This window comes from Flavobacterium sp. N2820, assembly GCF_025947285.1.
Taxonomy (GTDB): domain Bacteria; phylum Bacteroidota; class Bacteroidia; order Flavobacteriales; family Flavobacteriaceae; genus Flavobacterium.
The window spans coordinates 1777082-1790285 of the sequence record NZ_CP110008.1; the positions used below are offsets into that span (position 1 = coordinate 1777082).

A 13204-nucleotide genomic window follows, 5' to 3' on the forward strand; every position below is an offset into this window, starting at 1 on the left:
TTGTAAATTATTTATCCCAAATTACTTTATTAATAATTGAAGTATAACCCTGAATTACTTTAATAACACGAGCAGATGTGTTGTTGACTTCATACTCTTTCGGTAATTCGATATTTACATCAAATAAGCCTCTAGCAATTTCAATTGCATTTATGACTTGGTCTGTAGTTATTCCTCCTAATACTATTGTACCTGCGTCTATTGCTTCAGGCCTTTCCGTACTTGTGCGTATGCTGACAGCTGGGAATCCCATCATCGCAGATTCCTCACTAATCGTTCCACTATCAGAAAGTACGATGAAGGCATTTTTTTGCAACTGCACATAATCAAAAAAACCTAAAGGGGGCACGTTGGAAATTAGCGGATGAAATTTGATTTTATTTTTTTCTATTCGATTCTTTGTTCGAGGATGTGTAGAAAAGATAATAGGCATTTTATATTTTTCTGCTACTTGATTTAAAGATTGCACTAAAATTTCAAAATGATTTTCCAAATCAATATTTTCTTCGCGATGCGCACTGACTACTATATACTTTTGTACTTTTAAATCTAATCGAGACACAACGTCACTGTTTAAAATTTGATTGGTATATTTTAACAAGACCTCTTTCAAAGGAGATCCTGTTACAAACACATGGTCTTTTCGGAAACCTTCACTCAATAAATAACGACGGCTATTCTCGGTATAAGTCAAATTAATATCGCTAATATGGTCAGAAATCTTGCGATTAATTTCTTCAGGGACATTTTGGTCAAAACAACGGTTACCCGCTTCCATATGAAAAATAGGAACTTTCAATCGTTTCGCCGCAATGGTACTCAATACACTGTTTGTATCTCCTAAAACCAATAAGGCATCAGGCAGTTCTTGTGACAAAATCTCAAACGATTTTGAAATTACATTTCCAATTGTTTCTCCTAAATGATTTCCCGCAACATTCAAAAAATAATCTGGTTTTCTTAAATCTAAATCTTCAAAAAAGATTTCATTTAATTCGTAATCGTAATTTTGACCCGTATGAATTAAAATATGATCAAAATAGATGTCACATTTTTTGATACATTCTGCTAACCTTATAATCTCAGGACGAGTACCTAAAATCGTTGCTACTTTTAATTTTTTTGTTTTTATTTCCATTGTGTCGGATTAAATTTAAAATTATCTTCAACTTCTCCTATCTTGTAATTGGAAAAAACTAACAATCTAGAATCGATATCTAATGCTTGAATTGAAGATGCATAACCTGGTTCAATAAGAATTGCTTCTAAGTTATTAGAATCAAGTTCAAAAGTCACATAATTTACACTATCTGAAGGATTTTGAAAATCATCAATTTTTACTAATTTAATTAAAAATTTCCCTTTAATCGCAATAAACCACCTTTTTTCAATTTGATGACCTTGCCAAGCTCTTATTATATCTAAATCTTTATTCTCAATAATATACATTCGTTTAATTTCGGAAAGATCAAGTTCGTTATTAAACAATATTTTTCCTCTCTCATCTATAAAAAAATTTCCACTTATTTTATTAAGCATTAATTTACTTTTTAAAAAGATCTAGTTTTTTTAATAAAAATTTTACCCCTTCAACATCTTCTCTCTTTGTATTGTGCGAATTGTAGTCTTCTACTTCAGGTTGAATCTCTTTCCCTTCCGAAAAATATTGTGCATAATTTAAATCACGGTTGTCAGAAGGGATGCGATAAAAATCACCCATGTCTTCTGCTTTAATCATTTCCTCACGGGTACACAAGGTCTCGTATAATTTTTCGCCGTGACGTGTTCCTATTATTTTAATCTCGTTATCGGCATTACAAAGTTCCTTTAGGGCCTTAGCCAAATCACCGATAGTTGCTGCAGGTGCTTTATTGACAAATAAATCACCTGGATTACCGTGTTCGAAAGCAAACAACACTAACTCCACCGCTTCATCCAGTGACATCAAGAAGCGAGTCATGTTGGAATCCGTAATCGTTAATGCTTCTCCGCTTTTTATTTGTTTCAAAAATAATGGAATCACGGAACCTCGGGACGCCATTACATTTCCGTAACGCGTCAAACAAACTGTGGTATCGGTCAAATTACGTGATGCCGCCACCGCAACTTTTTCCATCAACGCTTTCGAAATCCCCATGGCATTGATAGGATAAGCCGCTTTATCAGTACTCAAACAAATGACTTTGCTAACTTTGTTGACACCAGCGGCATCAATCACATTTTGAGTACCAAATACGTTAGTCTTGGTAGCTTCCAATGGAAAAAACTCACATGAAGGGACTTGTTTTAAAGCTGCTGCATGAAATACATAATCTACACCTCTCATAGCACGTTCTATACTAGAAAAATCACGTACATCACCAATATAATATTTGATTTTATCGTTTTTATATAAATTTCTCATGTCATCCTGCTTTTTTTCATCACGTGAAAAAATACGGATTTCTTTGAAATGGTCCGTGTGTAGAAAACGATTAAGCACAGCGGTTCCGAACGAACCGGTACCGCCTGTGATTAATAAAACTTTATCTTTTATTTTCATAAAATCTATATTTATAATTTTACTTTTTACTTACTAAAAATCATATCGAGAACTATAACAACGTTTTATTTTCAGCTGTTCGCGATACATTTTTTACAAAATAGCTACGGCAATTTTATAAAAAACACCGAAGTGACGATGGTGGAATTAAGTTGTACAAAACTCCATTTTTACATTGACTCATCGACACATTGACTAATTGACACATTGACTAAATACCCCACGGCTTCGCCACATGAGTCACATCTAAGCGCTCACATAGCAGTAATTTAGGGAAATAACCCCTTTATGTGTTTTCAAAAATCAATAAACCATGTCCCTCAAAATGTGAGGTAATGGTAAAATGGACTTCTTTCTGAATTTCGTTTTTAATCTTGGGTGCTAATTGATGAATATAAGATGCGTCTACTTGTGATCCTTCCACCACTATTTCTATAGCGCCTGAATCAATACCTTTCGCATAATCCCCTATAATGTATATTTTAGAAACCGAACCCATTCGTTCCACTACTTGCGCGACAATCTTGTCAATTCCTATGTGTTTGCGAACCAATTGTTGTAAGGTAGAAAACAAAGGATGTTCTGTATTTGCTCTATACATGACTTTTGTTTCAGCTGCATCGCGCAAAATATAGCCCGCTTCGCTAAGATGATTCAGTTCTTTGCGAATAGCATTTGTGTTTTCTTGCATTTCTTGAGCCAATCCACGCAAATAGCCCGCATTGGCTGCATTGACAAAAAATTTGACCAATAAGCGAATTCGGGTTTTTGATGTAATTAAGCTTTCGAGCATTGTTTTGTTTTGAATAACAAAAGTACTCATTAATTTGTTGTTGACAAATTTCCAACAGTACTATTTATCGTTTACTGGCAATTTAGATAGAAGTTAAAAAACATTAAATTGGCTTTTAAAGTTTCTTTATCACGCATTATAATTGGCAAGTACTTTACAGTGCCATCCTTATAAATTACTTTTAAGTAGTAACGCCGATACCATTTTGTATGAAAGAGGTCTATCTTTCTTAACCATTTAGACTCTTTGTACTTCACAGATACTTTGTAAATATATTGCCATTGGTCTTTGGAAATATAAGATTCAAAAATTTTATGGATTCCCTCGCTCATAATTTTATCAAATTTTAAGAATTTGTCTAAAAGTTGCACAAGACAAGTTTTCTTTTTGCATTGAAACAAATTAAAACTATGCCTGTAGAGGAGGTTTACAAAAATGTACTAATTAATTTTTAAAGAGCAATATATAAAATTTATAGCAGTTTTCACGTTTTTCAAGTGTATTTTTAACGTTCTATTTTCAGTAGTTCTCGGTACATTTTTCACAAAATAGCTATGGCCATTTTATAAAAAACACTCGAAATGACGATGGTGGAATTTGAATGTTTTAAGAACTATAGCAACGTAAAATTTACCGTCTCTTCGAGTGATTTTATAAAGGAAAAATGCTAATTTTTGCTTTGTAAAATTGTATCGAGAACTATAACAACGAAACAACACCAACGTCACTTCGAGTGATTTTATGGTTTAAAAACCTTAGTTTTTGAACTATAAAATTGTATCGAGAACTTTAGAAACGAAACAACACCAACGTTACTTCAATCTATATATCTCCAAAAAAAAACACCATCACCTACATTTGCGTTTGTATATTTCTAACTTATGCTACCAGCTAAATTTAAAAATGAAATAAAATACCATTATAAAATGAGTAGACTATTCAAAATTATGCTTACTTTTAAAACTTGAATTAAAGCCCCCCCTTATTTAAATTATTTAAGAAATTAATGAACAAATAAACGGGTAATAGTATGTTTTGGATTTCAAAAAAAACAGTAGGGTTAAGTGAAGCATGGAAAAATGGGTTTGTAGACATACACAATCATTTGCTGCCAGGAATTGACGACGGCTCCAAATCAGTAGCACAAACTGAAGCAATGATTCAAGGCATGCAAGAATTAGGAATTACAGAAGCGATAGCTACACCACACATCTATCCTGGACTTTGGAACAATAATTCAGAAACCATAAGCGCTGCCTTCAAAACGGTACCACACGCCTTTATCACCAAAAGTAGTAGCGAGTATCTTGCAGATGCCTACTTACTAGAAAGAGCAGAAAAACAACAATTGATTCCCTTAAAAGATGACTTTTTGCTTATCGAATTTGCCATGATGAGCGAACCAGTAGATGCTATTATGGACGTGCTATTTGAATTGAAACTTAAAGGATATCGCTTAGTACTAGCGCACCCTGAACGTTATAGTTATTGGGAAAAGAACTTAAATATATTTGAACAATTAAAATCATTTGATTTAGATTTTCAATTAAATGCCTTATCTGTGGTAGGCTATTATGGCCCTACCTGTAAAAAAATGGCGGAATATTTATTGGAAAATGATTACTATGATTTTTTAGGCACTGATTTCCACACACTAGAACAGATCGCATTTGCCAAAAACCATTTGTTTGCTGAAAAATACCTAAAAAAAATCATGCCCCTAGTTGAAGCAAACCAATTTTTTAGTACTAAATAAATACTTCTTGAACAAAAAAATTCAGATTACCTTTTGAATAAAAGCTTCAATCGTTTTAATTCTTTTGCGAACCAATTTCTCTTACGTCCACTTCCTACTTCATCTGCCTCGTAGCCATAGCCGTAGCCATAATTATACTTATAACTATACGAATAACCATACCCTTTTTGCTCACCCACATTATTTAAAACGATTCCTGCATTATTGATTTTTTTCAAGGCTTTTAGTTCGTTGATGAAATGCAATAATTTTTTATCGGTATGATTGGCTCTGATAACAAAAACAATTAAATCTGCTAAATTGGCAATTAAAGTAGTATCGGTAACCAATAAAGTCGGAGCGGTATCGACTATAACAAAATCATATTCTTTTTTTAATTCTTCAAGCAACACTTCAAATCGTCCATTAGACAATAATTCGGCCGGATTGGGCGGAATGGTTCCCGAAAAAATCAAATCAAACTTTAAATTGTATTCCTGCCCGGTTTCAATGATATCATTTAAAGCAGTAGTAGTATCATGTAAATAATTGGTTACCCCTTTTTTATGGCGCGTGCTTTTTAGCATTTTATGCAATTGAGGATTACGCAAATCGGCACCCACTAAAATTACTTTTTTATTTAACGTAGATAAAGTAATCGCCAAGTTCATCGAAACAAACGTTTTCCCTTCTCCTTTTATAGTAGAAGTGGTAAAAAGAACCTGTGGTTTGTGTTCGTCTTGAATCAAAAAGCTCAAATTCGTTCGCAACATTCTGAAAGCTTCAGAAAGCACAGAACGATCTAGATATTTAACCAACTTATCTTGACCAGGAATATGCGGAATTTCGGCCAATACCGGAATTTCGGTTACTATCGCTTGAACGTCTTTTTTAGAATGTATTTTTGTATCCAATAAAAAATACACGTATAAAATACCAATTGGAATACCTAAACCAAGCAATAATGCGGCTAAATAAATAATTGCCTTTTTAGGACTAATAGGCATTGAAGAGGCTTTCGCCAAATCCACCATTTTAATAGAAGGATTGATAATAGCCAAGTTTACGGCTGCTTCTTCACGTTTTTGTAATAAAATAATATAAAGAGCTTCCTTAATTTCTTGCTGACGCTCAATAGAACGGATGGCTTTTTCTTGATAAGGTAAAGCGGCATATTGCTGCGACTGTCCGCTACTAATTTGTCCAATGGAATTGATTTTGGACTGCAACACTTTTTTATAGGTCGCTAAAGACGCTTTTAAATTATTTTTAAGTTCGTTTTGCGTGGCACGTAGTTCTACTAAATTAGGATGATTTTCCCCAACAGATTGCAACATTTTTTGCTGTTGCAATACCAAGTCATTGTATTGATTAATAAGCGCTGCTACTTCAACTTGTTCCAAGCCAATGTTAGCAGGTAGCAATTCATTTAATTTGGTTTTACTCAAGGTTTCAATCAAAATTCCACTCAAAACCGCTTGAGTTTTAGCTTGGTTAAGCTCTACATCCGTACCCGATTTGGTAGCCAATAAAGCACCGGCATCCGCCTGAAAATCGGCTATTTGTTGCCCTTGTTTATAGTTGGCTTTATTGCTTTCTATCGAATCTAATTCTTTGAATAAAAAACCAAAACGTTCGTTAACAAAATCAATGGTTTTTTTATGCACCAGCTGACGATCCTTTACACCATCAGCATCAAAAACATTGGCTAACGTGTTGGCAATAGCTGCTGCTTTATCAGGATGATTTGCCGTTACTGTTAAACGCAATAGCTCACTTTGCTTCCCAACAGGTGATACGGCTAATGATTTTTTTACAGCTTGTATAGTATGTTCTTTTGTGGTCTTTACAATTTGGTAGGTACCTGGATTTTTTTTGGTTTTGCTTGTATCTTTTAAATAAATGCTAAAGTTATTTCCCTTAAAAACATAAGGCTTACCAAATATTTTTAAATCTTTTTGTTGATCCAAATAATACCCCTTTGGTGTCACTTCAATTTCGAGCATTGCTTCAATTTCATTTACTTTCTCAGGCACATCATTCCATTGAATAAAAAACGGCGCTTTAGAGGCAATTTCTGTTTCTTTAATTGTTCCTTTCGAATAGTATGAATTTTGAAGATCTAATTCATCTACTACCCGTTCAATTAATAAGGAAGATTGCAATACTTCCGTTTCATTTTCTAAATTAACTTTTCCTTTCGAAAAAAAAGACAAAGCATCAGTAGGCATTTTGAAGCCCGAATTATTGTTGTCTAATATTTTTATTACATTAGAGGCTTGGTAGGTTTCTGGCGCATAACGTAAGTAAAAAAAAGCTACTGCAAGTGCCAAAACTGCTCCCAAAATAATCCAATGCAAGAAAGACAGGTATTTGTAAACCAATTCCTTAATATCGATGGAAGCTGATGTGTTTTCTTGAAATTCAGTTGATTGCATGTAGGGTTATATGTTTTTGATGATAATAATACTGGATAACAAGACCGAAATAATAGAGATTAAATTGCCTGGATTGCCAATTACACCCGCAGATTTTACTTTTGCAGTATTTGGATCAACAATAATCACATCATTAGGTTTTACAAAATAAAATGGCGTATTAAACCAATCATTTTTTGTCAAGTCAATAGTCCCATACGTTTGCTTTCCGTTTTCGGTACGAATAATGGTGATTTTTTTTCGAACACCATTAATTGTTAAATCACCTGCCAAACCTAAAGCTTGCAAAAGCGTCAGGTTGTTTTCATAAAATGTGTACGTCCCGGGTACTTTTACTTCACCTAACACAGTAAACTTAGCATTTAACAACCTACAAACCACAACTGGATTTTTTAAATACCCTTTATCTATTAACGCCTGTTGTACTTGCTTTTCTGCTTGTTCTAAAGTCAATCCACCTATTTTTTGCACCCCTAAAACAGGAATATTTACAGTCCCATCATTGGCAACTAAATACCCTTGCAATTGCAATTGAACACCTTGTAACGCATTTTGTTGCAATGGCGATATATTGTAAGCCGCGGCTAGTTCTGGTACATCAGAAGTAACTTTTACACTCACTATATCATTAGGCTGAAGGTACATTTCAGACCACTTGAATTCGGCATCTGCAGTATTAGTGGTGCCGTTAAGATAAATCAATTCTTTTTTGGTAGCACAGGAAGTAAACACAGTTACTACTAAATAGCAAGAAACGATAGCAACAAGGGAATGTATTTTCACGGAATAAGTATTTTAATGCAACAAAGATACTTTTTTTATTTTTTTTAAAAAATTTAAACTACAAAAACCCCCTTTTTAACACATTAAATGCCTGAATAAAAAACATTACCATTTTTAACATAAAAATAATAACCCAACAAGGCAATTATAATTCGTTTTTTAAATAAATTTGCACCATGAAGAAAATGTCCCTTATCTTTAAAATTCTAGCCAAAATAAGAATCTTACCTTCTTGGCTAATTTTGTTTATTGATATCATCTTATTAATAACATCTAGTACTATCAGCTACTTATTATTTAGAGAGCTTGGGATTAAATTCTACAAAGATTTTCCATTAGAAATTCGTTTAACAATAGCTTTAATCGTTTACATTTTCTTTTTCCTAGTCTTTAAAACTTACACTGGAATCATTCGGTATTCTACACTAAATGACATTGGCAGACTCTTTAAAGCTGTTTTTTCTGCTTTTTCAACATTACTTATCATTGATACTGCCTATTATTTATACAAGGGAACACATATTTTTGTAATTTTTACATTGTTTTACAGCACCTTTGTTATCTTTTTCACATTAATGGGATTTAGAATTCTGGTAAAAATTGCATTTCAAAACTTGAACCAAGGCAATAAAGTTTCATTCAAAGAAAGCATTGCTATTGTAGGCGTTAATCCTCATAATATTAGTTTAGTAGAAACACTCACCTCATCACAAAGCAATTTTAATTTAGTCTGTTTTATTGATACAAACAAGGCATTAAATGGCAAAAAAGTAGCTGGAATTAGTGTATTAGCCTACAATAAAAAACCAATAGTTGCCTATCTTAGATGGAAAGGAATTAAAAACATTGTTTTAACAAAAGGCTATTTACCAGAAGATGTAGAGCAAAAATTGATTGAAGACTGTATAGACAATGAAATCATTGTTTACAAACCCGAATTACTAGAAAATAACAATACCAAAAACAAAGAGACCTTAAAAACATATAACTTAGAAGAGCTATTGTTTAGAGAAACCATTGAAATCAAAAATGCTAGGGTAATTGAACAATTTAGACATAAAACCATTTTAGTAACAGGTGGAGCAGGTTCTATTGGTTCAGAATTAGCTAAACAACTAGGCAGCTTTGAACCAAAAGAACTAATCATTCTTGATCAAGCTGAAACGCCTTTGTATGAAATTGAAATGTACTTTAAAAAGAACATTCCGTCGTGCAACTGCCATTTTGAACTGGTTGATGTTACTAATTTAGAAGAATTTGAAACGGTTTTTAAAAAATACCGCCCGGAAATCATTTTTCATGCCGCTGCTTATAAACATGTTCCTTTATTAGAGAAAAACTTCAAACAAGCAATTAAAGTCAACATCTTTGGAACAAAAATTTGTTTGGATTTAGCAATGAAATATGGCGTAAATAAATTTGTTTATGTATCTACGGATAAAGCCGTAAATCCAACCAACATAATGGGTGCAAGTAAGCGATTTGCAGAAATGCTAGGACAAACCGCCTACAACTGCAAAAAGAACGTACACAAAATGCAAATCATGTCTACACGTTTTGGAAACGTATTAGGGTCAAATGGTTCAGTTGTAAATTTATTCCAAGAACAAATTCTAGCAGGTGGTCCAATTACTGTAACCCATCCTGATGTGAATCGTTTTTTTATGACCATTCCTGAAGCATGTAAATTAGTAATTGAAGCCGCAGCAATGGGATCAGGTGGTCAAACGTATTTATTTGACATGGGTAGATCCATCAAAATTGTAGATTTGGCCGAAAAAATGATTCGATTGGCAGGTAAAATCCCCAACAAAGACATTAAAATTGTTTTTACAGGATTGCGCCCAGGTGAGAAATTGTTTGAAGAAGTATTAACAGCTTCAGCAGAAACACTTCCAACCTATCATCCAAAAATAGTGATTGCTAAGGAGGAAAATCCTTGCGTCGATACGATGGATGAAGTAATGGTTTATTTACAACGGTTAAATCATTTGAACAGAAAAGAAGTAAATGAACAATTACAACTTATTGTACCTGGATTTGTTCCGTATGAATAAATAAACCGCTTTAAAAAAGCAGTTATAAAGTGTAATCTAATTTGATTTTTATAAATCAGTCCAAATATATTATCTTTCAATAGTAATATACATGTTTAAGGACTTAAGTAGCAAACGTACTTTATTGGTTGTTATTTTATCTACAATTGCATCCTGTCCTTTAAAGACTCCTTCGGTAATTTGAATCGTTTCATTCGAACGCCAAGTCGTCATTTCAAAATGCACAACTGGAACAGAGGAATCGAGTTGTTGTTTTAGCGCTTCAATTTCATTCGGTTTTATAATCGCCGGTTTTCCTAACCAAAAAACATACTGCACAACCCCACCTACCTGAAAAACATCTTTTCGATTGTGTTCCTCAATTTGAACAAATACATATGAAGGAAGCAAAGGAACTAAAACTTTCTTTTTTCGATCCGACCATTGCTTAATACTGAGCACCAATGGACAATAAGCTATTATTCCTAATGCTTGTAATTTTTGAGCCACTTTTTGCTCGTTACGTGGTTTTGTATAAAGGGCATACCAATTCATAAAAAGACAAAAAAAGCACCTTAATAGGTGCTTGTTGATTTATAGCTTAAAGATATTATAATTTAAAAACCAATTCTAATGAATGCTGAATCATATTATTTCCAACCGTATTTTGATCAAAAGCAAATTTACCTAATGTTTGAAAACGAACGCCATAATACTCATTGAAAAAATAACCTAATGAAAGACCTGCATTAATACTTTGATTAGGAGTGCTATCTGTCCACGAAAGTCCAAAACCTGCTACAGGCTCAATACTAAATTTTGGTGACAACTTCATCAAGCTAGCAGTATTGTATCGTGTATTTAAATCCCAACCAAAGTAAGCTAAATTAGAAGCTATTTCCCCTCCATTTTGTGTTTTACCACTATCTAATTTATTCAATGTAAATTCAGAAGATAATGCAAAGTTAGTTGCAAACTCATATTGAGCGGTAAGTTTAGACACAGAAAGCGTCGAATTCCAATTAGATACATCAAAATAATTACCGTCTTGAGAATTGGTGTTATCAATAAAATTAACCCCAACACCAATCGTCCATTTATTTGATTCTTGTGCTGATACACTTAAAGTAAGTAAGCAAACTAATACAAATGCTATTTTTTTCATAATTAAAAGTAAATATTATATTTCGTGGCTAAATTAAACTTTTTAATTTTTATTTACAAAACTTGTACAAAAATTAGCAGCAAATTCAACACATTTAACAATTTAGAAATAATTCTTATACTAAAGACCTTAAAAAACAAACTCACCACCGTCAATTCGAGTGTTTCTCATAAAATTGCACAAGCTATCTTATGAAAAATGTATCGAGAACTACTGAAAATAAAGCATCGCTATTGTTCTCAAAACACTACCAAAAGCATCCAGTGCAATAAATTCAAACTAAATTTATGCGATATAATTACCAAAACTAACTGCTTGTTAAATATAAATAGCTTAAATTTGTATTTATAAAGTCCCTTCAAATGAAAAAAATACTACTCATTACTAGCTTCTTCTTTGTATTTCAAGCAAATGCACAAGAAGACAACGAAAACACTTCTGATACTACTAACATTTACAATCGTTGGACTATTGAAGCCATGACAGGCTTTAGCGATGGAAACTACCCTTATGGTACTGGTTTTGGTCCTGGAGATAAAAAACATGTCCTCAGCCACTTTAAAATAAATAGTTTTGATCTAGGTTTAAGATATATGGTAACGCCTAAATTTGGTTTTAAAGCCAACTTAGCGTATGCTAAATACACTGAAAGCGACAACAGCAGTTTGCCTTATGAAACCAATCAATATACTTTTGCGTTTCAAGGAGTCATCAATGCTGCTAGAGTTTTAGATTTTAAATCTGATTCAAGAATAGGTTTATTGGTTCATGGAGGAATTCATGTGGCTAGCCTAACGTCAAAAACAGAAACAACTCTTGATGCAATGTTTCAAGAAGTTCCAAACCCATATTATGAAAGCACAGAATATCACGGTGGATTTGTAGCGGGTATTACACCACAATATAGAATTACCCCAAAATTAGCATTGTTTGCAGACCTTAGCATGTATTTTAACTATAGACAACACATGAATTGGGACGGAACTGTTGCAAATACTGGTGATTTATATGGAAAATCTACTAATCTTTCTTTTGGTATATCGTATTCGTTAGGAAAAGATAAAATTCATGGCGATTGGAAAGTTTTAAAAAGCGAAAACGAGTTAAAAACAGCCGCTTTACAAAACGAACTAAAAAACAAAATCGAAGACATTGAAGTGATGTTGCAAGATACAGATAGAGATGGTGTGGTTGACTATTTAGATGCCGAACCAAATACAATTGGTGGTGTTGCAGTTGATACTAAAGGAAGAGCAATAGATGTAAATAAAAATGGTGTCCCAGATGAATTAGAGCCAAGAGACGGAAAAAGAGGATTAAACACTTACGATGAAAATGAAGCTACTTCATTTAACTATTTGGTAGATCAAGGCATTGTGAATATTTTCTTTGACACCAATAAAGACACACCAAATACTGCATCTGCTAATAATTTATACTACATCATCAACTTCTTGAAAAAACATCCTGAAGCAAAAGTAAGAGCAAGAGGATTTGCTGACACTACTGGTGATGAGAAAAAGAATGAAGAATTAGCCCAAAAAAGAGCTATGAACAGTAAAGAATTCATTGTAAAATCGGGCATCAGTGCAGATAGAATTGAAATACTTGGATCAGGAGAAGATGCAAGCATGGATACTTCAAGCAAAACAGGTCGTCAATTAGCAAGAAGAGTTTCTTTTGAATTGATCAAATAAGTAAAACATAAGCAT

11 protein-coding genes are annotated in these 13204 nt (G+C 33.1%); 3 read left to right on the plus strand and 8 right to left on the minus strand.

What is annotated here, in order from left to right:
- Positions 1-7 precede the first annotated feature (7 nt).
- The 4 genes from wecB to OLM52_RS08650 form a co-directional block, all read right to left on the minus strand.
- The gene (gene wecB, locus OLM52_RS08635) at positions 8-1138 is read right to left on the minus strand and encodes a non-hydrolyzing UDP-N-acetylglucosamine 2-epimerase (protein ID WP_264548137.1); all 1131 of its coding nucleotides are present in this window, start codon (positions 1136-1138) and stop codon (positions 8-10) included.
- Entirely contained in the window at positions 1129-1539 is a 411-nt protein-coding gene (locus tag OLM52_RS08640; protein ID WP_264548138.1) for a WxcM-like domain-containing protein, read from the minus strand. The genes wecB and OLM52_RS08640 overlap by 10 nt, the downstream gene beginning before the upstream one ends.
- Before the next feature lie 4 nt (positions 1540-1543).
- Positions 1544-2542: a polysaccharide biosynthesis protein gene (locus OLM52_RS08645; protein ID WP_264548139.1), complete on the minus strand. Its 999-nt coding sequence runs from the start codon at positions 2540-2542 to the stop codon at positions 1544-1546.
- Between the two features lie 286 nt (positions 2543-2828).
- A complete protein-coding gene (locus tag OLM52_RS08650; protein WP_264548140.1) occupies positions 2829-3335 on the minus strand; it encodes an ArsR family transcriptional regulator in 507 nt (168 codons plus the stop codon).
- 1030 nt (positions 3336-4365) lie between these two features.
- Between OLM52_RS08650 and OLM52_RS08655 the strand changes: the two genes are divergently transcribed.
- Positions 4366-5091, plus strand: a complete 726-nt coding sequence (locus tag OLM52_RS08655) for a tyrosine-protein phosphatase (RefSeq protein ID WP_264548141.1) — start codon at positions 4366-4368, stop codon at positions 5089-5091.
- Positions 5092-5117: 26 nt separating this feature from the next.
- Here OLM52_RS08655 and OLM52_RS08660 read toward each other — a convergent pair whose 3' ends face one another.
- Both OLM52_RS08660 and OLM52_RS08665 read right to left on the minus strand, forming a co-directional pair.
- Positions 5118-7508, minus strand: a complete 2391-nt coding sequence (locus OLM52_RS08660) for a GumC family protein (RefSeq protein ID WP_264548142.1) — start codon at positions 7506-7508, stop codon at positions 5118-5120.
- Between the two features lie 6 nt (positions 7509-7514).
- Positions 7515-8291 carry a polysaccharide biosynthesis/export family protein gene (locus tag OLM52_RS08665; RefSeq protein WP_264548143.1) on the minus strand — a complete coding sequence of 259 codons (777 nt, stop codon included), beginning with the start codon at positions 8289-8291 and terminating at the stop codon, positions 7515-7517.
- 176 nt (positions 8292-8467) lie between these two features.
- Between OLM52_RS08665 and OLM52_RS08670 the strand changes: the two genes are divergently transcribed.
- Positions 8468-10348 carry a nucleoside-diphosphate sugar epimerase/dehydratase gene (locus OLM52_RS08670; protein WP_264548144.1) on the plus strand — a complete coding sequence of 627 codons (1881 nt, stop codon included), beginning with the start codon at positions 8468-8470 and terminating at the stop codon, positions 10346-10348.
- Between the two features lie 69 nt (positions 10349-10417).
- Here OLM52_RS08670 and OLM52_RS08675 read toward each other — a convergent pair whose 3' ends face one another.
- The gene (locus OLM52_RS08675; protein ID WP_264548145.1) at positions 10418-10882 is read right to left on the minus strand and encodes a UpxY family transcription antiterminator; all 465 of its coding nucleotides are present in this window, start codon (positions 10880-10882) and stop codon (positions 10418-10420) included.
- 55 nt (positions 10883-10937) lie between these two features.
- Entirely contained in the window at positions 10938-11492 is a 555-nt protein-coding gene (locus OLM52_RS08680; protein ID WP_264548146.1) for a hypothetical protein, read from the minus strand.
- A 362-nt stretch (positions 11493-11854) separates the two neighbouring features.
- Here OLM52_RS08680 and OLM52_RS08685 point away from each other — a divergent pair, with 362 nt between their 5' ends.
- A complete protein-coding gene (locus OLM52_RS08685) occupies positions 11855-13189 on the plus strand; it encodes an OmpA family protein (protein ID WP_264548147.1) in 1335 nt (444 codons plus the stop codon).
- Positions 13190-13204 lie beyond the last annotated feature (15 nt).

Bases quoted from the DNA above. Each gene is read 5' to 3' on its own strand.
- wecB (WP_264548137.1), bottom strand. From the start codon at position 1,138: ATGGAAATAAAAACAAAAAAATTAAAAGTAGCAACGATTTTAGGTACT.
- OLM52_RS08675 (WP_264548145.1), bottom strand. From the start codon at position 10,882: ATGAATTGGTATGCCCTTTATACAAAACCACGTAACGAGCAAAAAGTG.
- OLM52_RS08645 (WP_264548139.1), bottom strand. From the start codon at position 2,542: ATGAAAATAAAAGATAAAGTTTTATTAATCACAGGCGGTACCGGTTCG.
- OLM52_RS08670 (WP_264548144.1), top strand. From the start codon at position 8,468: ATGAAGAAAATGTCCCTTATCTTTAAAATTCTAGCCAAAATAAGAATC.
- OLM52_RS08655 (WP_264548141.1), top strand. From the start codon at position 4,366: ATGTTTTGGATTTCAAAAAAAACAGTAGGGTTAAGTGAAGCATGGAAA.
- OLM52_RS08650 (WP_264548140.1), bottom strand. From the start codon at position 3,335: ATGCTCGAAAGCTTAATTACATCAAAAACCCGAATTCGCTTATTGGTC.
- OLM52_RS08680 (WP_264548146.1), bottom strand. From the start codon at position 11,492: ATGAAAAAAATAGCATTTGTATTAGTTTGCTTACTTACTTTAAGTGTA.
- OLM52_RS08660 (WP_264548142.1), bottom strand. From the start codon at position 7,508: ATGCAATCAACTGAATTTCAAGAAAACACATCAGCTTCCATCGATATT.
- OLM52_RS08685 (WP_264548147.1), top strand. From the start codon at position 11,855: ATGAAAAAAATACTACTCATTACTAGCTTCTTCTTTGTATTTCAAGCA.
- OLM52_RS08640 (WP_264548138.1), bottom strand. From the start codon at position 1,539: ATGCTTAATAAAATAAGTGGAAATTTTTTTATAGATGAGAGAGGAAAA.